We start from the raw sequence: 23,001 nt of genomic DNA, 5'->3' as shown, positions 1-23,001 counted from the left end.
GGTAAGCTTATTACGTTAACTCGTGCTACCTGAAGACCCTATTTACTAGGGTTTTCAGATAGCACGAGTAAATACCAAAAAAGGGGGCGAGAAGCCCCCTTTTCATATTATACATAAATCTGTGCGATTAGTGCACTTCTCGCCAGTATTCTTTCTTCAGTAAGTAAACAAATACAAACAATACTGCGATAAAGATAAGTACCCACTTACCGATTTTGTGAGATTCAAGCTTTGAAGGCTCACCTGTGTACTCTAGGAAGTTCACGATATCGGCAACAGCTTGGTCGTACTCATCAGGAGACATTGCGCCAGTACCATCTGACTTAATGCCTACATAACGCTTAACCATTTCGCCATCAACCATTTGCTCTTCATAAGTACGTGTTGGCGTACCTTGAAGTGGTTGAAGTACGTGTGGCATACCTACTTCAGGAAATACTGTGTTGTTCACACCAAATGGGCGGCTTTCGTCAACATAGAAAGAGCGCAGGTAAGTGTAAATCCAGTCTTCACCTCGAACACGAGCCACTAGCGTTAAATCTGGTGGAGCAGCACCGAACCAGCCAGCAGCGGCTTCTTCAGGCATTGCACGAGTGATGTAGTCAGACACTTTTTCACCCGTGAACTGCAGGTATTCTTGACCTAGTTCGTCAGGAATACCCAAGTCTTGGAATGAACGCTGATAGCGCTGATACTTCATTGAGTGACAGCCTAAGCAGTAGTTCATGAACAATTGTGCACCGCGTTGTAAAGACGCCTTATCGGTTAAATCGATAGGCGCTTTATCTAAGTGCACGTTTCCGCCTGCCGCAAGCGCTACGCCAGGTAGGAAGAAGGCTAAAAAGCACATCATTTTTTTCATTTAGAAATCCTCTCTGGCACAGGTTTAGTGTTTTCGTTTTTGCTGTACAAGAACAGTGCTACGAAGAAACCGAAGTACATTACCGTTGCAACTTGCGACGCAATGATTTTCCAGTTTTCTTGTGGTGTACCACCTAGGTAACCTAGGAAAATGAACACAATTGCAAACACGATAAGGTTTACTTTGTGTAGGCCACAACGATAGCGCCATGACTTAACACGACCACGGTCTAACCAAGGCAGCGCAAATAGCGCAGCAATTGCACCGAACATCGCTAGTACACCGAATAGCTTATCAGGAACCGCTTTTAGTACTGCGTAGAACGGTGTGAAGTACCAAACAGGGAAGATATGCTCAGGTGTTTTAAGTGGGTTAGCAATTTCAAAGTTAGGGTGCTCTAGGAATTTACCGCCCATTTCAGGGGCAAAGAACAACACATAAGTAAATAGTGCTAAGAATATACAGAATGCCACAAGGTCTTTAAGTACGATGTGTGGGAAGAACGGTAGTACATCGTCAGCAATGTCGTACTTGCTTGTGTAGTATTCATGAATTTCATACTTCGTCTTTTCAGACTCAGGTAGTGAACCTTTCTTATGCTTAATAGCAATACCATCAGGGTTGTTAGAACCCACTTCGTGAAGTGCAATAATGTGAAGGAACACAAGAATAACGATAACCAACGGCAACGCAATAACGTGTAATGCAAAGAAGCGGTTTAGCGTTGCGCCAGAGATAACGTAGTCACCCTGTAGCCAGATAACAAGGTCAGGACCAACAACAGGAATAGCACCAAATAGTGATACGATTACCTGCGCACCCCAGTAAGACATTTGTCCCCAAGGTAGAACGTAACCCATGAAAGCTTCTGCCATAAGCGCTAGGTAAATAAACATACCAAACACCCATAGAAGCTCACGAGGCTTCTGGTAAGAGCCGTAGATCATGCCACGGAACATGTGTAGATATACCACAATAAAGAACGCTGATGCGCCAGTACTGTGCATGTAACGAATGATCCAACCGTAGTCGATCTCACGCATGATGTATTCAACAGAAGCAAATGCGCCTTCTGAAGATGGAACGAAGTTCATGGTCAACCAAATACCAGTAACAATTTGGTTTACCAAAACAATAGTTGCTAGAAAACCGAACACATACCAGAAGTTCATGTTCTTTGGAGCAGGATATTGAAGAGCGTGCATATTCGCAACGCGCATCATTGGGATGCGTTCTTCAATCCAACCTAGGAAAGCATTCATATTACACGGCCTCCGCTTCTGAACCGATGATGATGTTATTGTCATCAACGAATTGATATGGCGGTACAACCAGGTTCAAAGGTGCAGGAACGTTTTGGAATACACGTCCAGCCATGTCGAATTTCGAACCGTGGCACGGGCAGAAGAATCCATCTGGAACGCCTTCAACCACTTCTTCAAATGCACCGTCTTTAAGATGCTGTGGAGAGCAACCTAGGTGCGTACAGATACCCACTAGAATCAGGTATTCTTCTTTCATCGAACGGAAACGGTTTTGAGCAAAGGCAGGCTGCTGCTCAGCTTCAGAGTTAGGATCTTTCAGCTTATCTTCGTGCGTGCCTAATTCTTCAAGAATTTCAGGCGTACGACGTACAATCCACACAGGCTTGCTTCGCCACATCACACGTACTAACTGTCCAGGCTCAATCCCGCTGATATCTACTTCAACGTCAGCACCGGCTGCTTTCGCTTTGGCGCTTGGATTCCAGGACGCAATAAAAGGCACAGCAGCACCAACGACACCTACACCACCAACTACCGACGTGGCAACGGTCAAGAACCGACGACGAGTGTTGTTTTCTGGCTGGTTTTCATTGTGTGCAGACTCTGTTGCATCTACAGATACATTGCTCATCCACATTTCTCCAGGTTTGGATAATTATGATGTGTAACCCAAGCTTATACTGGTTTTATCACGCTTGCGTCATGCATCATATGGCTTGTCATGACAGCAACGTAACAGCAAAAATTTACTGGTTTACGAGGTCACGAAAGTTTTCAAAATTTTCGACCGCAAATGATAAAAGAAAAGCCCTTATAAACACAAGGTTTTACTGATATTTAAGCGATAATTTAATTAAAAAGATGTGTTTAGGTTTAGTGAGAGAAAGGCCTAAAATCAAGGTTTTGAAGAATATTTGGTTAGATAACACCAGCAAATTAAACCTTTGTTATGAATTATAGAGGCTTGAAGACTTTACTGGATGTGGGACGCAGACAACTTGTAATAGAAAAAAAGCAATAAAAAACCCGGCATAAGCCGGGTTTTTGCAAATACAAAAAACGTAAAAATTAACGCTTTGAGAATTGTGGACGCTTACGCGCTTTGTGTAGACCAACTTTCTTACGTTCCACGCGACGTGCGTCACGAGTAACGAAGCCAGCTTTACGAAGTGCTGGACGTAGTGCTTCATCATACTCCATAAGAGCACGAGTAAGACCGTGACGGATTGCACCCGCTTGACCGTTAGAACCACCACCTTTAACAGTGATGTATACGTCAAACTTTTCAGTCATTTCAACAAGTTCAAGTGGCTGACGAACAACCATGCACTCTGTTTCACGACCAAAGTACTCGTCAAGAGCGCGTTGGTTTACTTTAATGCTACCTGTGCCTGGACGTAGGAACACACGAGCAGTAGAACTTTTGCGGCGGCCTGTGCCGTAGTATTGAGTATCTGCCATGTTAATAGCTCCTTAAATGTCCAAAACTTGTGGTTGCTGTGCGGTGTGCTTGTGCTCTGCACCTGCGTAAACTTTCATTTTACGGAACATTGCGCGGCCTAGAGGGCCTTTTGGCAACATGCCTTTAACTGCTTTTTCAATAACCATTTCTGGCTTGTGAGCAATTAGTTTTTCAAAGTTTGTCTCTTTAAGACCACCTGGGTAACCAGAGTGCGCATAGTACATTTTGTCTTGCGCTTTACGGCCTGTTACCGCAACTTTCTCAGCATTGATTACTACGATGTAATCACCAGTGTCCACGTGAGGTGTGTACTCTGGCTTGTGCTTACCACGAAGGCGTAGTGCGATTTCAGAAGCCAAACGGCCTAGAGTTTTGTCTGTGGCGTCTACCACATACCAGTCACGTTGTACCGTTTCTGGCTTAGCAACAAAAGTTTTCATTTTCAAATTCACCCGAATAATATCGTCGTTACTGATTTCTGAACACCAGAAATCACCTTAAAATCAACACAATGACCCCTTCGAGCCGGTTGATTCTTCCACCTTCCCAAAGGTGGGCGTAACTGGGCAGGGCGCGAATTATACAGGAATTGAAAGAAATGCGAACCCCTAAGAACAAAAAATATGGATAAAATTCCATCATCTGCCGATGACATAGAAACAGATTTGAGGTAACGTCAAAATGTTGTATTTGGAACCGTTATAAAAACAAAATGAAAATGTCTCGCTTTGTAGCTTCAATGATGATGCTACACACGCTACTTATGGCCAGTGTAAATGCTGAAGAGTTAGTATATACACGTGCGTTTGCCGATGATGATTATGGAAGTTATCACGTAGCTGTACTCAATGCAGTTTTCGCAGCAACACCCGAATACGGTGATGTTGCTTTAATCCCTCACCCCCATCCTATGAGCCAGAGTCGTCAGCTTGTTACTTTGCTAAAAGGCGATGCGGATGTAATGTGGAGTGTCACCAACAGCAAGCGAGAGCAGCGTCTTCTGCCCATTAAGTTACCACTGTTGAAAGGTTATTCAGGTTATCGCGTATTGGTGATTAACCCTTCTGAGCAGGCCAATTTTGCCCAACAAACCGGCGAAGCATTAAAGCAATCAACCATGGTTCAAGGCGCAGACTGGCCAGATTTAAATGTACTTAAAGCAAATGGCTATAACGTAAGTGGTGAAGATTGGAGCCTTTGGTTCCATTCTATGTACTCTATGGTAGATAAGGGACTAGTTGACGCTTTCCCCAGAAATATCATTGAAGTACACCGCGATTTAGAACGCCACAAGGATAAACATGTCTCTTTAGAGCAGTTCCATCTATTAAAATATCCTAACTACGAGTACTTTTTTGTTAGCCAAAATAGCCCTGCCCTCGCGAATAGAATGAGATTAGGTCTTATCAGAATTCTAGACGACGGGGAACTCGAACGTATCTTCGATAGCTTCGAAGGGCACAGAAAAGCAGAAATGCTTGCCGATGCTGAAAGTAGAAAAATTCACGTGCTCGGCAACCCAACAATACCTTATAAACTAGATTATGCGCGGTGGGATAAATACAAAGATTTAGCAATACGCGCGCTCGAAAAAGAGATGTCAGAATAAAACACTAAGCACTTAAGGTTTTCTTAAGGTCTTTCGTTTAGTGTTTTGCTTTGTTTTTTATCAATGAGTTTTTTATGCGTGTACTGCTTGTAGAGGACGATAAGCCGTTGTCTGACGCCCTCGCCCTTTCACTAAAGAATGCCAACTTCACGGTAGACTGTGTTTATTCAGGCGCAGATGCCCTTGCAACGCTTCGAGCGGGCCAAAGTGACATTGTCATTCTTGACTTGGGTTTACCCGACACTGATGGCCTCGACGTACTAAAATCTATTCGAAAGAAAAACGCAACGCTTCCTGTGTTGATATTAACTGCACGGGATAAAACGCTAGACAAAATCTCTGGCTTAGATGCAGGCGCTGACGACTATTTACCTAAACCGTTTGAAATAGAAGAACTGTTAGCTAGGATTAGAGTACTTGAGCGTCGTCTGAGCACAGCATCTCACACCATTGTTAGTGTTAAGAATGTCAGCCTAGATACTGCCCATCATACGCTTACTATCGACAATCAAAACGTTCACTTACCTCGGCGTGAACTCATGCTACTAAAAGCGCTTATTGAAAACGCAGGGCGCATACTGAGTAAAGATCAGCTAGAGAATAAACTTTATGAGTGGGGAGAGGAAGTGGCAAGCAACACGATAGAAGTACACGTGAGCAATTTGCGTAAGAAAATGCCTCCTGAGTTTATTAAGACTATTCGAGGCGTCGGTTATTGTATTTCAAAATCGGGGGAGTGAATTGTCTTCAATTCGCCGCTTTTTAATTCTTACACTGATCAGCGCGCTTGTTTTAGTGATATTTAGTGCAGCACTTAAAGGCTACCGCGCAACGCTGGGTATATCGAATACCTTGTTAGATAACGAGTTAGTTGAGCTATCCCGGGCAATCTCATACGTAGATAGCGGCACCCGCACACAGCAACAGACACTTTTCTTCCAAGTATGGAAACAAGGTAAGCTGGCCAGCTCATCTTCTGACGCGCTAAGCACGCCATTAACCAGCTTCTCCGAAGGCTTTTCTGAAGTAAACGCACTGGGTACACGCTGGCGGGTACATACCCGGTTTAACCCGAATAATGATAGCTGGTATATGGTGGCTCAACCCGTAAGTAGTCGCTTTACTTTAACTGACTCGCTAACTGTAGCCGCCATCACCCCTTTTATAATTAGTGTGCCTATTCTTGCATTCATTCTCTTTTTTGGCATAACTTGGGGACTATCGCCGTTAAAGCACCTGTCAAAACTCCTTGCCAGCCGACAGGGTAATAACTTTTCTACCATTGCGTTATCCCGTGAGCCCAGTGAACTTACACCTGTTGTTACTACGTTAAACACCATGTTCACGCGACTGAATTCAGCATTCGAACGAGAGCAGCAATTCGCATCCAATGCGGCGCATGAGCTTAGAACTCCGCTCAGCGTGATGAAAATAAACATTCACAATATAGCGAACGAGTTAGGTGAAAAAGGCCACGTATTGGCTCCCCTCAAAGCAGACACTGACAGAATGATCCACGCGGTAAACCAATTCCTTTTGCTTACTCGCACCAGCCCAGAAACGTTTGCAGAACAGCGAGAACCTGTAAATGTGCACGTGGTCGCGCAAGAGGTGATTAGTGACCTATACGGCGCTATTGAAAATAAAAACCAAGAGATAGCACTGGAAGGAGAAGAGGCCTGGTTGCTAAGTTCTCAATTTGTCCTTTACACCTTGCTTCAGAACTTAGTGAGCAATGCGAGTAAATACTCTCCTAGCGGTGCACAAATAATAATTAGGATTGAACGACGGAAAGACGAACTTATTTTAAGCGTCTGCGATTCTGGGCCAGGCATCCCTGCTGACCAGCGCGCTATCGTGCTAAACCGATTCAAAAGAGCATCTAACAGCTCGCCTCATTCGGGAAGCGGCTTGGGGCTAGCCATTGTAGAACAAATCGTTGTATTACACGGTGCTGAGCTCTCTTTAGATGAAAGTTCGCTCGGGGGATTAGAAGTTAGGGTGGCATTTTCCAATGACTACATACTCTAAGATTTCTTTATTCTTTTTTTCAGCCCTTTGTGCTTTTTATACGCCCCTTGCGCTCGCCTTACCTGAAGTGGTGGTGGAAATTAAAGAGCACTTATTCTTTCCTCAGGAAGTGATTGTGCCTGCAGGGCAAAAAGTAAAGCTAACCTTTGTCAATTTCGATGATACTCCCGAAGAAATAGATAGCTTCTCTTTGAACAGAGAAAAAGTGATATTTGCGAAAAGCCGAGGGACCATCTTTATTGGCCCATTAAAAGCCGGTGAGTATCCTTTTTTTGGCGAGTTTCATCCTAATAGCGCCGTAGGAAAAGTAATAGTTAAAAACAAAGAGGACACGCTGGATGCTAATTAATACCGTCGTTCTCTTCTTGCGTGACACCTTGCCCATATTCCTGCTCATTAGTGTATTGCTGGCGCTGCCGCGTGTGTCTACGCTTGCCGTTACGTGGCGGGTGTTGCTGCTGGTATTGCTCGCTGTATTTACCTACCCCCAGCTAGGACTGGTATCGCAGCTATCAGAAGGTGCCGGATTTGAGTATCTCAAATCAATACTGTTTTTTATTGCGTGGTTGGGTATGTGCCTTGTTGTACTTTTGCCGTCACGTATCTCGAATAGGTTCAGTCTAGGCCTCACCCTGCTAGTAATAGGTATTGGCTTACCCAATTCGCTGCACTTTTTAGTTTATTTTGTTTCCGAGTTATCACGTAATAGTGATAGTACGTTATTGCTCTTGGGCACTATCATTGGTCTGGGTATAAGTATTAGCATCGCTATTCTACTTAATATTTTGCTCACCCACTTTGTTAGCAAGCGAGCAACATACTTTTTTGCAACCACATTTGTGGCAGCTCAAACCGCTAATATCGCATTATTATTGGAACAAACTGACACCTTCCCATCGCCAAGGCAGCTATGGGATAGCAGCACAATAATTAGCGACAATAGCGAATATGGTCATCTTCTGAATTCTCTCGTTGGCTATGAGGCTACGCCCTCGACGAGCTATTTATTGGTGTTTTTCTTCGCACTTATCGTGCCTAATTTAATTGCTTTCTTTTCTTCAAAAAAGAGATTCTCTGATGAAATTCAGGAGGTCGCACAGTGAGACGTTTTCTCCTTACTGCTATCGCATTATGCGCCGTGTTTTCAAGTAACGGTTATGCAGATAATTTTACCGTAGATAAGGTGTATCACCCTTATGTATTACCCTTTGAACGTGAGTTTGAGTGGCGACTTACCTCAAGACAAAATGACGATGGCAATGTTTTAATGCAGCGCTTCTCATTCGGCTATGCACTTTCAGAGTTTATGATCCTCGAGACATACCTTGTCGGTGCGCGGGATGAAAATGAAGATTTTGGCTTAGAAAGCTACGAAGTAGAGTTACGCTGGATGATGACTGAACAAGGGCGATACTGGGCTGACTGGGCAACGCTGTTTGAGCTGGAAAAGCAGCACAATACCGATGACTGGGAAGTTAAAGCAGGGATATTAACAGAAAAAGAATTTGGCCAATTCAGTTTAACAACTAACGTTAGCTTGGTGTACGAGTGGGGTCAAACTGTTGAGAATGAATGGGAAAGCGAATTTAAAGCCAAGTTTAGGTATCGCTGGATCCCTGAAGTACAACCTGGATTGGAAATGTATGTAGCAGAGGACTTTATCGGGGTTGGTCCAGCATTCATGGGTATAAAACGCTTTGACCGACAGAAACAGTTAAAATGGGAACTGGGCTTCATTGCTGGACTAAATGGTGACAGTAAAGATCACACACTTCGCATGTCGTTGGAATACGAATTTTAATGCAAGTTTGCACTTTAGCGCCTAACTTAAGCTTTCCTTAAGGTTCAACATTTAAAGTGCACGTCATTCGATGATTTACCAAATATTCTTATGCACCAGTTTGACGTCAGTGTTGTTTTACCTGCTAAAAATGAAGCCAAAAACCTTTCTGTCTTGTTACGAGAAATTGCAGAAGTGGTTCCAAGTACAACAACAGAAATTATTGTTGTTGATGACGGTAGCAGCGACGACTCCCTAGCCTTGCTGCATAACCTTTCAAGCACCTTGCCAGTAAGTTGTCGTGTCATCGTCCACCCTATGAGCTGCGGTCAAAGCACTTCGGTTTTTCACGGCGTTTTACAGGCAAAAGGAAAGTGGATCATCACCCTTGATGCTGATGGGCAAAACGATCCTGCTGATATACCGCGACTTATTCGCGCAGCTAAAGAGACTAATGCAGCGCACTTCTGCGTTATCGGACATCGTAAAAAGCGAAAAGATACCCCGTGGAAACGATTTCAGTCTAAAGTTGCCAATCGTGTTCGACAGTGGATCCTACAAGACGACACACCAGACACGGGCTGTGGCTTGAAACTCCTCCCAAGAAGTACCTTTTTACTTTTGCCCTACTTCGACCATATGCACCGATATATTCCCGCTTTAACTAAAAGGCTTGGGGGAGAAGTGGTATGTGTATCGGTCAATCATCGCGCGCGCTTAGAAGGTAAATCAAATTACACAGCGTGGAATCGTGGCTGGGCAGGGCTCATCGATATGCTTGGCGTCAGATGGCTAATGTACAGAAATAAGCTTAATCACATTGCCAACGGAATGGGTCATGAAGACTAATCTTCGCCGCCTCAAAAGCGTCATACAGTTTTTCATCGGGGCAGCGAGCATTGCCCTTATCTGCTATGTGTCGCTTGAGGTCACTGGTGAAGTATGGAAGCACGGTGATGATACAGATTGGTTGAATGCCTATATTTCAAATTTAAATTGGCAATCGCTGAGCGTGATTTTAAGTGGCTGTGTTGTGCTTTTAACTATGGGTTTTCCCCGTCAGGCAGTCAGTTTTTTTTGCGGAGTGGGCTTTGGTGCATGGCAGGGAGGATTAATTGCTTTGTTGCTAACGGTATTGTCAGCATGTATAGCCTATGCATTAGCAAATGGCCCTCTGCGCTCACTTGCCGTCCGTCTTTTAGGTACAAAATTAAAGCCTGTTGAAAACAAACTGGCCAAGCGAAGTTTTCGCAATGTGCTAATTGTTCGTTTATTCCCTGTTGGCTCCAACCTGATCACAAACGCCGTCGCAGGTGTGCTAAGCGTTCCGTTCGTCCCGTTTATTGTTGCAAGTGCAATCGGCTTTGCGCCTCAAACTTTTTTGTTTACCTTGCTTGGAAGCGGTTCTCGATTTGTCAGTTCCCTTGAACAGCCTTTGCAAATAGGTGGCTTAATCATTAGCCTTCTTCTACTTCTATCCTTATCAGGCATTTCTCGTAGGAGTGAGCCGTCGTGAGGCTTGTGCTTAATTCAAATAGCCATGCATCTACCCTGTTCTTTTTTGCCTGTGCTCTGATATTTATTGGTCTGGGCTTCAGAGATGCTTGGCCCCCCGATGAGCCTCGATTTGCCTTAGTCGCAAAAGAGATGGTGAACAGTGGACAGTGGCTTGTGCCCATGCGCGGTGGCGAAATTTATCCAGACAAGCCCCCTGTGTTTATGTGGTGTATTGCCTTCTTTTACCTTATAACGGGTAGCCTGAAGGTGGCTATGCTCCTGCCTAACGCTATCGCAAGCCTTGTCACTTTGGGGTTAACCTACAAGCTATCGCTAAGACTTGCCAATGAAAAAGCGGCAATGTTGAGTATGCTCGTACTTCTACTGAGCCCTCAGTTTCTTATTCAAGCCAAATTCGCTCAAATAGATGCCCTTGTCGCCTGCTTTATCTGGATTGGCGTCTACGGACTCATTCAGCACTTTTATGTGCATGTTAATTGGCGGTGGTACTTTGCAGCATGGTTCTTTATGGGTCTTGGGATCATAACCAAAGGCGTTGGCTTTTTACCTGTTCTTTTATTTATCCCCATTGCATTTTTCGCATTTACCAGCGGCCCAGATCGCGGCAAGTGGTCATTGCGCATGTTGTTTGGCCCCTTAATCATGCTATCAGTTGTGGCGATGTGGCTTGCACCTCTGCTTTATCTTGGTTTAATAAAACAAGAGCCTCAAATACAACAATACTTGTCGAACATTTTGTTTAAACAAACGGCTGAGCGATATGCCAATGCCTGGCACCACATAGAGCCCTGGTATTACTATATTGTTGAAGTTGTTCCTGTATTTTGGATAACTCCAATTGCCATACTTGTATCAAAAGCTAAGTCGTTAAAAAATGTACTTACTCACAACCCCGCTTACTCATCCTTGTTGATATGGGTAATATTGGTTGTCATTTTCTTTAGTATCAGCTCAGGTAAACGTGGTGTTTATGTTTTACCGGCACTACCTGCGTTGAGTATGGTTGCAGGTCTGGTACTTGCTAATTCAACGATATCAAGAGGGTTGGTGCTTTTTGCGCGCGCAGTGACTTCGTTAATCTCTGCCATTTTATTGATTGCTGGCTTAGCACTGCTATTTCACGAGCCCACCGCTGTTAAGCTGATGACGCGCTTTGACAGCGGCAGCGAAACCCTTGTTCGTTTAAGCATAGTATTACTTGTACTCGGTTTCGCTGGGCTTTGTACTCATATTGTCTACTATGTTTACAATAAAAAGCGTAACGCAGGGGATGGAGAATTACTCGCCCGCCAATTACTGGCATGGCTTTTCATTTTAACTGTAATTCCTTCCACATTCGGTGCATGGCTGCTAAATGACTACCGTACTCCCCGTATAGTCCTTCAAAGTGCAGAAAGCCAAATAAGTAATATGTTGACGAAGGATTCAACTGCCTTCGAGGTAGGGATAGTCAGCTTTAAAGAACAGTATTTGCTTTATTCACCCTTTAAAATGTCTCATTTTGGTTACCATACCCCTAAAGAAGTGGAAAACGGTACAGCGTGGGCTTGGTTGACTGATACTTCCGAGCCTTCGCGCGAGCAGATAAAGGTTTCAGGCCAGCGGGTTAGATCGCCAATGCGTCAACGCTTTTTGTTAGTTCCAAGTGACTACAAGTTTCAATGTGTAGACTTATCACAAGCCACTTCACTGGGTGTAGCCCACCGTGACGAATGGTTATTGCTTCCTGCCACTGCAGCGAACGCTACCTGTGATTTACCGGCTAATGGCCCCGTTTTTAATAGCTATGACGGCTCAAGCGATTAATTAGCTTGGGCGTTCTTAACATTTTGGACTGACATTTATAAAAGTTTTTCCCCCTTAAGGTTCTCTTAAGGTCTCGCGTAAATACTCATAACATCACAAAACCAATGAGCATGTTTATGAGCCACGTTTTAGCTTGTGTTCCAACCCAGGTTGCTAGTCAGCAATCTGCGATTGTCTCAAAGGAAAAGCCCGCTATAACCTTTATCGCGGCAAAACATGGACATAATGCCCGCCGCCGTATTGAAGCGTTTATAGCGAGTGGTTTTAAAGCTCGCTACAACGCACGAGTGACTTCCTTTATGCCTATGCTGTTTGCTCTTTACGCTAAGGGAGTTAAAGCCGCCGTAGGCGCAAGATTTGCCGCCTATGATGGTCAGTATAATTCTCTTTTTATAGAGCAATACCTTAACACTTCGGTAGAAACTGCCCTCACCTTACAAGGGATAACCGTAAACAGAGCGCATATTGCTGAAGTTGGTAACCTTTTTAGCAGTGCATCGCGCTATACCCTCCCCTTGTTATTTGCCCTGTTCTTCGTTTTAAAACGATGTGGCAGCAAATATCTGGTTTTCAGTGCGACCTCACAGCTCACCTCTTTACTCATGGGCGCGGGTATTCAACTCCTCCCCCTTGTTAAAGCCGATGTGTCAAAACTTAAAGGGAATTGCGATGATTGGGGCACCTATTATGACACCGCTCCTCAGGTTACTGCCCTGTCGCTAAATCACGTAACCCAACACATTATTGGCTGCCCTGAACTTAATGCTCATTACCAACGTGCAATTGAGCTTATTTCCGCAAATGTGGATGCGTTAACGCAAAATATCTGCACAAAAAAGGAAACAGCGTATGTTGCTTAATCAGTATATAAATGGGCACGATGATGACGTTGCGCTGAAATGCAAAGACGGTTCAATGACTTACCGCGCCCTTTTGAGCGCCGTCGAGAACCTCGCAAGCTGGATAACAAACCACAATGCCGAGAGGGTGGGCATTGCCTTTGACAATAGTTTTGCATGGATGATTGCTGATTTAGCCTGCCAACAGGCTGACGTCTGCTGTGTCCCCGTTCCGTTATTTTTTAGCACTTCCCAACAAGAACATGTATTAAATGAGAGCCAGTGTCACTTTTTATTGACCAATCGCGGTGGTGAACTAAGTGAATGGAGTGAGTCACCGACTGTTATTGATAGCGAAAACGACATTGTCGCTCATCCGCTCAAACATGACGCTCGTGTATACACACCTGTAGGTACTAACAAAATAACCTTTACTTCAGGCTCTACGGGCTCACCGAAAGGCGTGTGCCTGTCAACTGAATCGCAATGGAAAGTTGCCCATTCTATTGAGCGCGCTGTTCAACCAGAAATAGTTAACCACCTGTGTTTACTGCCATTGTCTACCCTACTTGAAAATATTGCAGGTGTTTACGCCCCTCTGTACCACGGCGGCACGGTTTATTTAGCCACGGCATCTGAGCGCGGATTTCAAGGAAGCAAACTCGTCAATCCAAACGCTCTGCTGTCACTGATAGACCGCGTTCAACCAACGTCTGTGATCTTGGTGCCCGACTTACTTATGGTGCTAGTACAGGCATGTAATCAGGGCTGGACACCACCTTCATCACTAATGTTCATTGCTGTTGGCGGTGCACATGTAGCGCCCACTTTGCTGGCGCAAGCTCAAGCGAAGGGACTACCAGTATTTGAAGGTTATGGCTTATCTGAAGCGGTATCAGTATCAACATTGAACACGCCAAATTGCAATACGATGGGCAGTGCCGGAAAAACGCTTGGTCATAATCAACTGCACATCGAAGAGGGTGAAATTGTAGTTACAGGCAACCACTTTCTGGGCTATCTGAATCAACCTTCCTCATTTTATCCGACACAGGTCAGAACCGGCGATTTAGGCGTTTTTTCTGACAACACACTCACGCTGAATGGGCGTATAAAAAACATAATGGTGAACAGCTTTGGCAGAAATGTATCGCCAGAGTGGATTGAATCTTTACTGCTGGGAACAGGACTGTTTAGGCAGGCTTTGGTGTATTGCGAAGCTAAACCCTACTGTGTCGCGCTCCTCGTACCTGCTTCCAATACTATTTCTAATACACAGATTCAAAGCACCGTGGCGCTTATCAATAAGCAGTTACCTGACTATGCGCAAGTTGTTAATTTCGCCACCATCGGTCTTTGCACGCCAGAAAACCAACTGCTTACCCCAACAGGAAAACTGAAACGTGACGCAATAACTACCCGCTACGCGACTGACTTAGACATGCTCTACCAGCGCCAAGACCAACACCAGTACAGCGTTCAAAGTACAACAGCATTTTCTTCTCAATTTGTTATCAAGGAATAATTTATGAATTTCTATCAGCAACTTCAAAGCAACACCGAACATGCCAGACAGTCATTCTTACAGGCGCCGATTATACAAAGCTGCTTTAACGGTGATTTTAACCTGAACGACTATATTGCCTTTCTTCAACAGGCTTATCATCACGTTAAGTTTACTGTTCCCCTACTTATGGCGACAGGTGCCAAACTCAACGAAGATAAGGAATGGCTAAGAGAAGCAATTGGTGAATACATTGAAGAAGAAATGGGTCACCAAGAGTGGATCCTTAACGACCTTGCAACCTGTGGCGTTGATAAAGAACAGGCGAGGAAAAGTCAGCCTGCACCCGCCACCGAATTAATGGTTGCCTATGCTTTTGATGCAATAGCACGCAAAAGCCCACTGTATTTCTTCGGCATGGTATTCGTTTTAGAGGGCACAAGTATTGCGCTTGCCGACGCGGCTGCAAAACAAATCAAAGACAAGTTATCACTGCCTAAATCAGCGTTTAAATACCTTACCTCTCACGGTGCGCTAGACCAAGAGCACATTGTTTTCTTTGAAGGGCTTATGAACAAAATTACTGACCCCAAAGAGCAGCAAATGATCATTCACAGCGCGAACATGTTTTATCGCTTATACGGAGATATCTTTCGCGAATTAACACCTGAACACGGCTTGGAACAGGTTGCTTGAATTCAAGGGTTTACCTCTGGTGCTTATCCCCCGAGGTAAATTGCTAACACGTTAAGGTAAATACAATGAATATTCAGTGGCGTAATCAAGTGGTACTTCTTACAGGTGCAACTGGCGGTATTGGTCAAGCAATAGCCAAGGCGCTTGATGAAAAAGGGGCGCACATTATCCTAACTGGCAGAAGTAAGGCGAAGCTCGAACAGCTGCAACAAAGTTTAACCCTTCATCATACTGCCATTGTGGCTGACATTACGTCAGATGAAGGCAGAGATAGAGTAGTAAGTGCCTGCCAACGACTTCCTTTAAGTATTCTGGTTAACAATGCTGGCATTACCTATGTGGGCGAGTTTGAGGGCACCCCTATAGAGTCAATTGTGTCGACAAATATGCTGGCTCCGATGCTACTAACCCAAGGCCTACTGCCGTTACTCGAAGGTAGACCGTCTGCGCACGTTGTGAATGTAGGCTCTGCTTTTGGAAGCATAGGTTTTGCTGCGCACGGAACCTACTGCGCAACTAAATTCGCTTTGAAAGGCTGGACGGAAGCCATGCACAGAGAATTCAGCGATAGCAAAATTAAATTTCACTATCTAGCGCCACGCGCAACGCGTACCGATATAAATGACGAACGCGCTAATGCGCTAAATGAGGCATTGGGCAACCAGACAGACGAGCCTGATGCAGTAGCACAAGCATTTATTAAACAGTTAGAAAACAATTTGCCAAGAGTGGCGCTAGGACGTGCTGAACGCTTTTTTGCCAAACTTAACGCGCTAGTTCCCAGTGTTGTTGATAACGCGTTGGCGAAGAAACTTCCAACAATTAAACGCTATGCCTTTCAAAAAACGCAATCACAAGACAAACAGACCAGCGCTCAAAACGATACCCGCCTAGGTAGTAAGCTGGTTTAACACGAGGACATTATTATGAAGAAATTAACCACACTTAGCTCCACGGTAATTCTGGGACTCGGTCTGGCATTAGGTCACACTGCTATGGCTCAAGCTAACGAAGTCACAGAAAGTACAGCGCCGACATCAGCCTTAAGCGAAACAGCAACCAGCCCTTTAAAGACACTTCAGCATCAGTGGGCACATATTAACTATGAACTTGATGATGCAGAAAAGGAAAAAGCATTCGTCGCCCTTATTAATACCGCTAAATCTTTCGTAAAGGCAGAACCCAATAACCCCGAGTTATTGATTTGGCAAGGCATAATTCAATCCAGTACAGCCGGTACAAAGGGGGGACTTGGTGCTCTGGACTACGCAAAGGATGCTCGTAAGAGTTTCGAACATGCAATGCGACTAGATGAAAATGCACTCTCGGGCTCAGCGCTGACCAGTCTAGGCGTGCTGTACCATAAGCTTCCGGGCTGGCCTATTAGCTTTGGTAACGACAAAAAAGCTGAGAAATTGCTGAAGCATGCACTTGAAATAAACCCTGACGGGATAGACCCCAACTATTTCTACGCCGAGTATTTGTTTGATAATGGAAAATACGAGCAAGCGCTCAAGTTTGCCAAGAAAGCGCTCGACGCCCCAGCGCGCGCTGATCGTCCTATTGCAGATTCAGGTCGCAAAAGAGAGATCGCTTTATTGGAAGCGAAAATAGCGAGAAAAAGTTAGTCACCCTAAAGGTATACAGGGAAAGGCAATGCTCTTATTGCCTTTCCATTTTCAACAAGTATTAGATTTTCGCTGCAAATACCGTTAGATTAGCCGCCGATTCAACGATAATTCATGAAATTACTAACAATTTCGTCGAGTTATCTCGCTTATTCCTAACTACCTCTATCTTATAAAGGCGACTTTTCATGCAGAAAAAGAATTTCTTCTCTCCTTTTCTATTCATCCTTATTACTACGTTGTCGATATCTAGGGTTCATGCTAGCACCCCTGATTTACTACCGTTGCAACACGCGTGGGCAAAAACGAACTATGAGCTAGAAGGTGAAGCCCAATTAGAGGCATTTTCTACACTGATAGCGCAGGCGAAAGTGTTAGTCGAGCAATCAGAAGATAGCGCTGAAGCACTGACCTGGCTAGCTATCTCTCAATCAAGTACTGCAAGTGCGAAAGGCGGTTTAGGTGCCCTGGACTTTGCTGAAAGTGCGAAGGAAAATTTGGAACGCGCCATTGACAAAGAAGAAACGGTGCTAGACGGCACGGCGTTAACCGTTTTAGCGGCACTTTATCACAAAGTACCAGGCTGGCCAGTTAGCTTTGGAAGCGATAAGAAGGCAAAACAATTATTTAAGCGCGCATTGGAAATTAACCCAAAAGGTATGGACCAAAACTTCTTTTATGCTGAGTTTCTTTTCGACGATGGTGAATACGAAGAAGCCCAAGGGTTTTTAATCCGTGCTCAAAACGCGCCTGAAAAAGCCAACCGCCCTCTAGCCGATAAAAAACGTAGAGAAGAGATTGCTATACTTCAGGCAAAATTGGATAAAAAAGCATAGTATCATTTGCTTTATGCGGGGCTATCGCGCGTCGCAAATGAGTTCGAAATAAGCAATATCCCCGCTTTTTGCGTGTAGAAAGGTGAATTTAACGCCTTTCTACATAAAAAGCGCATACATAGGTGGCACTTATCCTCATGTATAAATTGTAAACAGTTCTCATTCGGTATCAGCACTCCTATTATGAAAGAAAAAAGGAGTGGCCCAATGCCTAAAATCCCACGTTCCTCAGACAACGACTATACCGATGACATGAGCCGAACACGCCGCGAGTTTATTGCGCGCGAAACCGGCACTCAGCTAAATCACTTAGGACACTACTCTATACCGCCCGAAACCTTGTCGGGAAACATAGAAAACTTCGCAGGCGTTGCACAGGTTCCTATCGGCTTTGCAGGCCCGATGCTAGTGAACGGAGAGCACGCCAAAGGTGAGTTCTACGTTCCAATGGCAACAACAGAGGGCACCTTGACCGCCAGCTACAGTAGAGGCATGCGCTTAACAAGAGAGGCTGGGGGCATAACTACCACCGTTATTGACGACGCTATGCAGCGAGCGCCCATGTTTGCGTTTTCCGATGCACGTGAAGCACTCGCATTTGGCAGGTGGGTCGAGCAAAACTTTGAAGCCATTAAACAAGCCTGTGATAGTACCACCAGCGTGGGCAAGCTCAGGGATATTGAGCAGTATGCTGCGTCTAAGCTTCGCTGGCTAAGATTCAATTTCACCTGCGGCGATGCGGCTGGTCAGAACATGGTAAGTAAAGCCACTAAAGCGGGTTGTGAGTGGATACAAGCGAACTACCCACGCCCTATCGAGCACTTTGTACTGGCCGCTAACCTTGATACCGATAAAAAGCACTCGCACTTAAACTCGCTGCATACCCGAGGAAAACGTGTTGTTGCAGAAATCACCCTGCCAAAAAAACTTATGACGGAGATTATGCATTGCCCGCCAGAGGCTTTGTTTAAACAGCGCCAATATTCAAATATGGGCGCACTAATGGCAGGTAGCGTTAACAATGGTGCACATTTCGCTAACGGCATAACCGCCATGTTTATCGCTTGCGGGCAAGATGTCGCTAATGTGGCTGAGTCGTCGGCGGGGTTTACCTACGCTGAAATTACGCCAAATGGAGACTACTACTTCTCTGTGACTATTCCATCGCTCATCGTTGCTACCTATGGAGGTGGAACGGGTCTGGCTACACAAAATGAATGTTTAAGCGTACTTGGCTGCACAGAAAGAGGTAGTGTTAACAAGTTTGCGGAAATTGTTGCCGCGACGGTGCTATGTGGCGATCTGTCTCTGGGTTCTGCTGTTGTAGCGGATGAATGGGTAAGCAGTCACGAGCGACTAGGTAGGAACCGTTAAAGGCGCTAAACAGCAGGAACGTTGGGGCGCGTAACAACAAAGTACGCGCCTATTCCCATAAATAGACCTATGCCTACGTAAGCTGGAATAGGCATTGATGCGAACAGGCAAACCAGAATAAAGCTCACCAACATACTGCAGCACGCTATGCATTTCACTTTTTTCGAAATTGCACCATGTTTTCGCCACGCAACAAGACTGGGGCCATATTTAGGGTGTTGAAGTAACCAGTTTTCAAGGCGCGGTGAAGATTGAGTAAAACAAAAAAGCGCACCTATCAAAAAAACAGTTGTTGGCATTACCGGCAAGAATGCACCAATAATACCTAGAAGGGTAAAAAACAACCCGAGTGATAAATACAGTACTTTTTTCATGAAATACTAACGCCCAATTCAGTCCAACTCCTTGGTAAGTGTCATGACTTAACACCAGCGACACACCCTTCCAATATGCCAAATTTATACTCAGATATTAGATAAAGTGGATCTATATTGCTTTGTCGTAAATCAAACCTACTCTATAACCATACGCCAAAATAATGAAGTTTCCATCTACATTGGTCTAATTTTATGGGCCAAGCTTAACGCAACTCAAAAATTAGCCGCGCACCTTCAGCTCACAAAGTTGACGGTAAGATTAATAATTGGGAACGTTTTTAGGTCACAGCGTACACCATTTATTCAATGTTGGAAGAAGACGACTGCTTAACCTGCTGCCACAGCGCTTCCATTTCATCAAGCGTCAATGCGTCGAGCTTGTCGCCCTGTTCAGCCGCCAAGCGCTCTACGCCTTTAAAACGGTTAGCAAACTTGTTACTGGCGTTTCTAAGTGCGGTATCAGCATCTACCTTGCAATGCCTTGCCAAGTTAACCATGGCAAAAAGTGCATCACCAATTTCTTCTTCAATGGCTTGTTGGTTGTCGGGCACGCCACTGTTTAAAGGTGCGACACCCGTACTCAGTGCCCCTTGTGCTCGCTGTTTGAAATCCAGCTCTTGCTGAATTTCTTCCACTTCCTCACGCACTTTATCTATGACAGGTGCGGCATCAGGCCAATCAAACCCTACCTTTGCGCAAGCTTTCTGCAGCTTTTGCGCGTACATGAGTGCCGGCATACCTTTGGGTACGCTATCTAGAATACTGGTTTCTATTGCGTCGTTTTGCTTTAAACGCTGCTTTTTAAGCTGCTTTTCTTGGGCTTTGATAGCATCCCACTGGGAGTTTAAAGCACTGTCGTTCAATTGGGTGCGTTCGACCGTGAGGTTTTCATTTGTATCGCCTTCGCTCTCAGATGCATGCGAATTAGCAAACACATGAGGGTGACGACGCACGAGCTTATCACTAATGCTTTTCGCCACATCGTCAAAAGAAAATGCACGCGATTCGCTGGCTATCTGCGCGTAGAACACCACTTGAAATAGCAAATCACCCAACTCATCTTTAATGTCGTGCATATCACCAGTGGCAATAGCATCAGCCACTTCGTAGGCTTCTTCTATGGTGTAGCGAGTTAGGCTTTCCATGGTTTGTTTTACATCCCACGGGCACCCAGATTGCGGGTCGCGCAGCTGCGCCATAATTTTAAGCAGCCGCTGCATTTCGCTAAGCTTAGCTTTGTTTGCGTTTTGCATCGGTCACGCCTTTAAGCTGTCGCAATCGGGTTAACACTTTAGACACCGTTTCGAGGTCCTGAACCTCTATCGAAATAGTGATAAGCGCCGTCTGTCTATTTTTATCACTTAGGCTGTTCACGCCTAAAAGCGGCACGTTTTCATTCGCCAATACCGTAGTAATATCGCGCAACAGGCCAGTTCTATCGTGACAAAATATATCGATACCTGTCTCAAAGCCCACTTTAAGCTCTTGTGACCAATTCACTTCTATTTGACGTTCTGGGTGCTGTGATAACAAATGCTGCAGCTGGTCGCAGCTTTCCTTATGAACGCTTACACCACGGCCTTGTGTGATATAGCCTAAAATAGCTTCGCCGGGAACCGGCTTACAGCAGTTCGCCAGCTGGCTCATTAAGTGGCCCACGCCCTGCACCACCACAGCATCTTTCTTGCCTGATCCAGCTGCAGTTTTGCGCGTTTTAACCTTAGGACTAATTTCGGGTTCTGGGGCTGGCGGCTCCTGCAAATGATGAATAAAGTTAATCACCTGCATAACGCGTACATCACCGGCACCTACCGCGGTGTACAAGTCATCGAGGTTTTGTAAGTTAAACTTCTCAAACGCCTCATTGGGTACTTTGGCAGGCAAGTGAGCACGCTGAAGTTCGCGCTCTAGTAGCTCCTTACCGGCAGCAAGGTTTTTGTCTCTATCCTGCTTTTTAAAGAAGGAATGAATAGTGGCACGGGCCCGTGATGAGTGCACATAGCCTAGGCCTGGGTGCATCCAGTCGCGGCTTGGGTTTGGCTCTTTTCCGGTAAGTACTTCTATCTGATCGCCACTTTGCAGTAAATAAGTGAAAGGTACTATTCGCCCATTCACTTTTGCGCCAATACAGCGATGGCCCACATTACTGTGAATATAGTAAGCAAAATCGAGCGGCGTAGCGCCTTGGGGAAGGTCAATAACATCGCCTTTGGGTGTGAACACGTACACCCTATCGTCAAACACCTGGCTGCGAAGTTCTTCAACCAAATCGCCGGATTCCGCCACTTCTTCTTGCCATGCAAGTATGCGGCGAAGCCAGTTTATGCGCTCGTCATAGCCTGACTGCTTGCCCGTGCTGCCTTCTTTGTATTTCCAGTGTGCAGCCACACCCAGCTCTGCATCCTGATGCATTTTCTGCGTGCGAATTTGAATCTCTACCGACTTCCCTTCAGGCCCCACGATAACCGTGTGAATAGACTGGTAACCGTTAGGTTTGGGGGTTGCGATATAGTCGTCGAATTCGTTCGGTAGGTGTTTGTAGCTTGCGTGAACCGTACCAAGCGCGGCGTAACAATCTTGAAGTCGCTCGGCAATAATACGCACTGCACGAATATCAAAAAGCTGCTCAAACGTAAGGCGCTTTTTCTGCATTTTCTTCCAAATGCTGAATATATGCTTAGGGCGGCCGTAAACCTCTGCGCGAATTTCTTCGCTATCAAGCAAGCCTTGCAAGTCGCCTACGATAGTCTCTATGTACTCTGCGCGCTCTCTGCGCTTGCCGTCCAACTGCTTTGCAATTTGCTTGTAGGTGATGGGGTGTAGATAGCGGAAAGCGAGATCTTCAAGCTCCCATTTTAACTGGCCAATGCCCAAGCGGTTTGCCAATGGCGCATAGATGCTGGCACATTCGCGGGCCACCATAACACGGGTTTCTTCGTCGGCTTTTTTGACCTGTTGCAATGCGCAAATGCGTTCCGCCATTTTGATCACAACAGCACGCACATCTTCTACCATCGCAAGCAGCATGCGGCGAATACTGTCTATATGCTGCTCGTCTGACTTTTCGGCAAAGCCAGAGCCATTCACTTTACGCGCATGTAACGATTTAATGGCATCCATTCGGCGCACACCAACGATCAGGTCGCGTATTTCTCCGCCGAATTCTTCATAAATATCGTCTTCACTTAAGGCGTGCTGTTCGCAATATGGAAAAACCAAAGCCGCCTGAAGCGTTGCATCATCCATGTTGAGCTGACACAAAATCTCAACCATTTCCTGACCAACCAACAGTCGCTCGGGAATAGATGACACTGCACTTAGTTTTTCTTTTGTTTCTGTACTTAACTCAAGACTATCTAACCACGCTTCAAAGGGCGGGCGGTCGGCTTCGTGGACCTTTCTTGTTGATACCAT

At 45.2% G+C, this 23,001-nt stretch carries 24 protein-coding genes; 16 read left to right on the top strand and 8 right to left on the bottom strand.

What is annotated here, in order from left to right; translation table 11 throughout:
* Positions 1–127: 127 nt before the first annotated feature.
* From AC27KT_RS11950 to rplM, 5 genes are all read right to left on the bottom strand, one after another.
* Complete coding sequence (locus tag AC27KT_RS11950; protein WP_014948333.1) at positions 128–862, bottom strand: cytochrome c1; 735 nt, start codon at positions 860–862, stop codon at positions 128–130.
* A complete protein-coding gene (locus tag AC27KT_RS11945) occupies positions 859–2,124 on the bottom strand; it encodes a cytochrome b (protein ID WP_136780539.1) in 1,266 nt (421 codons plus the stop codon). Before AC27KT_RS11945 ends, AC27KT_RS11950 begins: the two co-directional genes overlap by 4 nt.
* A gap of 1 nt (position 2,125) precedes the next feature.
* Positions 2,126–2,758: a ubiquinol-cytochrome c reductase iron-sulfur subunit gene (gene petA, locus AC27KT_RS11940; protein ID WP_049586157.1), complete on the bottom strand. Its 633-nt coding sequence runs from the start codon at positions 2,756–2,758 to the stop codon at positions 2,126–2,128.
* A gap of 437 nt (positions 2,759–3,195) precedes the next feature.
* Positions 3,196–3,588, bottom strand: a complete 393-nt coding sequence (gene rpsI, locus AC27KT_RS11935; RefSeq protein ID WP_014948330.1) for a 30S ribosomal protein S9 — start codon at positions 3,586–3,588, stop codon at positions 3,196–3,198.
* A gap of 12 nt (positions 3,589–3,600) precedes the next feature.
* Positions 3,601–4,029, bottom strand: coding sequence for a 50S ribosomal protein L13 (rplM, locus tag AC27KT_RS11930; protein ID WP_014948329.1), 429 nt, complete (start codon positions 4,027–4,029; stop codon positions 3,601–3,603).
* Positions 4,030–4,301: 272 nt separating this feature from the next.
* Between rplM and AC27KT_RS11925 the strand changes: the two genes are divergently transcribed.
* The 16 genes from AC27KT_RS11925 (at position 4,302) to AC27KT_RS11850 (ending at position 19,210) form a co-directional block, all read left to right on the top strand.
* Entirely contained in the window at positions 4,302–5,198 is an 897-nt protein-coding gene (locus AC27KT_RS11925; protein WP_487130219.1) for a hypothetical protein, read from the top strand.
* A 74-nt stretch (positions 5,199–5,272) separates the two neighbouring features.
* Positions 5,273–5,938, top strand: coding sequence for a response regulator (locus tag AC27KT_RS11920; RefSeq protein WP_487130217.1), 666 nt, complete (start codon positions 5,273–5,275; stop codon positions 5,936–5,938).
* 1 nt (position 5,939) lies between these two features.
* Positions 5,940–7,229, top strand: a complete 1,290-nt coding sequence (locus AC27KT_RS11915) for a sensor histidine kinase (RefSeq protein WP_487130215.1) — start codon at positions 5,940–5,942, stop codon at positions 7,227–7,229.
* Positions 7,213–7,578: a cupredoxin domain-containing protein gene (locus AC27KT_RS11910; RefSeq protein WP_487130213.1), complete on the top strand. Its 366-nt coding sequence runs from the start codon at positions 7,213–7,215 to the stop codon at positions 7,576–7,578. The genes AC27KT_RS11915 and AC27KT_RS11910 overlap by 17 nt, the downstream gene beginning before the upstream one ends.
* The gene (locus AC27KT_RS11905) at positions 7,568–8,332 is read left to right on the top strand and encodes an FTR1 family iron permease (protein ID WP_487130211.1); all 765 of its coding nucleotides are present in this window, start codon (positions 7,568–7,570) and stop codon (positions 8,330–8,332) included. Before AC27KT_RS11910 ends, AC27KT_RS11905 begins: the two co-directional genes overlap by 11 nt.
* The gene (locus AC27KT_RS11900) at positions 8,329–9,030 is read left to right on the top strand and encodes a hypothetical protein (RefSeq protein ID WP_487130209.1); all 702 of its coding nucleotides are present in this window, start codon (positions 8,329–8,331) and stop codon (positions 9,028–9,030) included. The genes AC27KT_RS11905 and AC27KT_RS11900 overlap by 4 nt, the downstream gene beginning before the upstream one ends.
* A gap of 90 nt (positions 9,031–9,120) precedes the next feature.
* Positions 9,121–9,858 (top strand): glycosyltransferase family 2 protein, encoded by a 738-nt coding sequence (locus tag AC27KT_RS11895; protein ID WP_487130207.1) that lies wholly within the window; start codon positions 9,121–9,123, stop codon positions 9,856–9,858.
* The gene (locus AC27KT_RS11890) at positions 9,848–10,525 is read left to right on the top strand and encodes a TVP38/TMEM64 family protein (RefSeq protein WP_487130205.1); all 678 of its coding nucleotides are present in this window, start codon (positions 9,848–9,850) and stop codon (positions 10,523–10,525) included. The genes AC27KT_RS11895 and AC27KT_RS11890 overlap by 11 nt, the downstream gene beginning before the upstream one ends.
* Complete coding sequence (locus AC27KT_RS11885) at positions 10,522–12,333, top strand: ArnT family glycosyltransferase (protein WP_487130203.1); 1,812 nt, start codon at positions 10,522–10,524, stop codon at positions 12,331–12,333. The genes AC27KT_RS11890 and AC27KT_RS11885 overlap by 4 nt, the downstream gene beginning before the upstream one ends.
* Positions 12,334–12,449: 116 nt before the next feature.
* A complete protein-coding gene (locus tag AC27KT_RS11880) occupies positions 12,450–13,193 on the top strand; it encodes a thermostable hemolysin (protein WP_487130201.1) in 744 nt (247 codons plus the stop codon).
* Positions 13,183–14,697, top strand: a complete 1,515-nt coding sequence (locus AC27KT_RS11875) for an AMP-binding protein (RefSeq protein WP_487130199.1) — start codon at positions 13,183–13,185, stop codon at positions 14,695–14,697. Before AC27KT_RS11880 ends, AC27KT_RS11875 begins: the two co-directional genes overlap by 11 nt.
* Before the next feature lie 3 nt (positions 14,698–14,700).
* Positions 14,701–15,372, top strand: coding sequence for an iron-containing redox enzyme family protein (locus AC27KT_RS11870; RefSeq protein ID WP_487130197.1), 672 nt, complete (start codon positions 14,701–14,703; stop codon positions 15,370–15,372).
* A 65-nt stretch (positions 15,373–15,437) separates the two neighbouring features.
* Positions 15,438–16,283, top strand: coding sequence for an SDR family oxidoreductase (locus tag AC27KT_RS11865; RefSeq protein WP_487130195.1), 846 nt, complete (start codon positions 15,438–15,440; stop codon positions 16,281–16,283).
* Positions 16,284–16,298: 15 nt separating this feature from the next.
* A complete protein-coding gene (locus tag AC27KT_RS11860; protein ID WP_487130193.1) occupies positions 16,299–17,000 on the top strand; it encodes a tetratricopeptide repeat protein in 702 nt (233 codons plus the stop codon).
* 188 nt (positions 17,001–17,188) lie between these two features.
* Positions 17,189–17,836: a tetratricopeptide repeat protein gene (locus AC27KT_RS11855; protein WP_487130191.1), complete on the top strand. Its 648-nt coding sequence runs from the start codon at positions 17,189–17,191 to the stop codon at positions 17,834–17,836.
* 207 nt (positions 17,837–18,043) lie between these two features.
* Positions 18,044–19,210 (top strand): hydroxymethylglutaryl-CoA reductase, encoded by a 1,167-nt coding sequence (locus tag AC27KT_RS11850; protein WP_487130189.1) that lies wholly within the window; start codon positions 18,044–18,046, stop codon positions 19,208–19,210.
* 5 nt (positions 19,211–19,215) lie between these two features.
* Here AC27KT_RS11850 and AC27KT_RS11845 read toward each other — a convergent pair whose 3' ends face one another.
* The 3 genes from AC27KT_RS11845 to relA form a co-directional block, all read right to left on the bottom strand.
* On the bottom strand, positions 19,216–19,584 hold the full coding sequence (locus AC27KT_RS11845; protein ID WP_487130187.1) for a YbaN family protein: 369 nt from the start codon (positions 19,582–19,584) through the stop codon (positions 19,216–19,218).
* A 302-nt stretch (positions 19,585–19,886) separates the two neighbouring features.
* Positions 19,887–20,840 (bottom strand): nucleoside triphosphate pyrophosphohydrolase, encoded by a 954-nt coding sequence (gene mazG / locus AC27KT_RS11840; RefSeq protein WP_487130185.1) that lies wholly within the window; start codon positions 20,838–20,840, stop codon positions 19,887–19,889.
* Complete coding sequence (gene relA / locus AC27KT_RS11835) at positions 20,818–23,001, bottom strand: GTP diphosphokinase (RefSeq protein WP_487130183.1); 2,184 nt, start codon at positions 22,999–23,001, stop codon at positions 20,818–20,820. The genes mazG and relA overlap by 23 nt, the downstream gene beginning before the upstream one ends.

This window comes from Alteromonas sp. 5NW40-0090 (assembly GCF_057552975.1).
Note: the sequence above shows the minus strand (reverse complement) of the source record. Positions and strands in the feature narration are given on the sequence as shown.

Coding starts and splice junctions, on each gene's coding strand:
- AC27KT_RS11950 (WP_014948333.1), bottom strand. CDS start 862: ATGAAAAAAATGATGTGCTTTTTAGCCTTCTTCCTACCTGGCGTAGCG.
- AC27KT_RS11945 (WP_136780539.1), bottom strand. CDS start 2,124: ATGAATGCTTTCCTAGGTTGGATTGAAGAACGCATCCCAATGATGCGC.
- petA (WP_049586157.1), bottom strand. CDS start 2,758: ATGAGCAATGTATCTGTAGATGCAACAGAGTCTGCACACAATGAAAAC.
- rpsI (WP_014948330.1), bottom strand. CDS start 3,588: ATGGCAGATACTCAATACTACGGCACAGGCCGCCGCAAAAGTTCTACT.
- rplM (WP_014948329.1), bottom strand. CDS start 4,029: ATGAAAACTTTTGTTGCTAAGCCAGAAACGGTACAACGTGACTGGTAT.
- AC27KT_RS11925 (WP_487130219.1), top strand. CDS start 4,302: ATGAAAATGTCTCGCTTTGTAGCTTCAATGATGATGCTACACACGCTA.
- AC27KT_RS11920 (WP_487130217.1), top strand. CDS start 5,273: ATGCGTGTACTGCTTGTAGAGGACGATAAGCCGTTGTCTGACGCCCTC.
- AC27KT_RS11910 (WP_487130213.1), top strand. CDS start 7,213: ATGACTACATACTCTAAGATTTCTTTATTCTTTTTTTCAGCCCTTTGT.
- AC27KT_RS11905 (WP_487130211.1), top strand. CDS start 7,568: ATGCTAATTAATACCGTCGTTCTCTTCTTGCGTGACACCTTGCCCATA.
- AC27KT_RS11895 (WP_487130207.1), top strand. CDS start 9,121: ATGCACCAGTTTGACGTCAGTGTTGTTTTACCTGCTAAAAATGAAGCC.
- AC27KT_RS11890 (WP_487130205.1), top strand. CDS start 9,848: ATGAAGACTAATCTTCGCCGCCTCAAAAGCGTCATACAGTTTTTCATC.
- AC27KT_RS11880 (WP_487130201.1), top strand. CDS start 12,450: ATGAGCCACGTTTTAGCTTGTGTTCCAACCCAGGTTGCTAGTCAGCAA.
- AC27KT_RS11875 (WP_487130199.1), top strand. CDS start 13,183: ATGTTGCTTAATCAGTATATAAATGGGCACGATGATGACGTTGCGCTG.
- AC27KT_RS11870 (WP_487130197.1), top strand. CDS start 14,701: ATGAATTTCTATCAGCAACTTCAAAGCAACACCGAACATGCCAGACAG.
- AC27KT_RS11865 (WP_487130195.1), top strand. CDS start 15,438: ATGAATATTCAGTGGCGTAATCAAGTGGTACTTCTTACAGGTGCAACT.
- AC27KT_RS11860 (WP_487130193.1), top strand. CDS start 16,299: ATGAAGAAATTAACCACACTTAGCTCCACGGTAATTCTGGGACTCGGT.
- AC27KT_RS11855 (WP_487130191.1), top strand. CDS start 17,189: ATGCAGAAAAAGAATTTCTTCTCTCCTTTTCTATTCATCCTTATTACT.
- AC27KT_RS11850 (WP_487130189.1), top strand. CDS start 18,044: ATGCCTAAAATCCCACGTTCCTCAGACAACGACTATACCGATGACATG.
- AC27KT_RS11845 (WP_487130187.1), bottom strand. CDS start 19,584: ATGAAAAAAGTACTGTATTTATCACTCGGGTTGTTTTTTACCCTTCTA.
- mazG (WP_487130185.1), bottom strand. CDS start 20,840: ATGCAAAACGCAAACAAAGCTAAGCTTAGCGAAATGCAGCGGCTGCTT.
- relA (WP_487130183.1), bottom strand. CDS start 23,001: ATGGTATCAACAAGAAAGGTCCACGAAGCCGACCGCCCGCCCTTTGAA.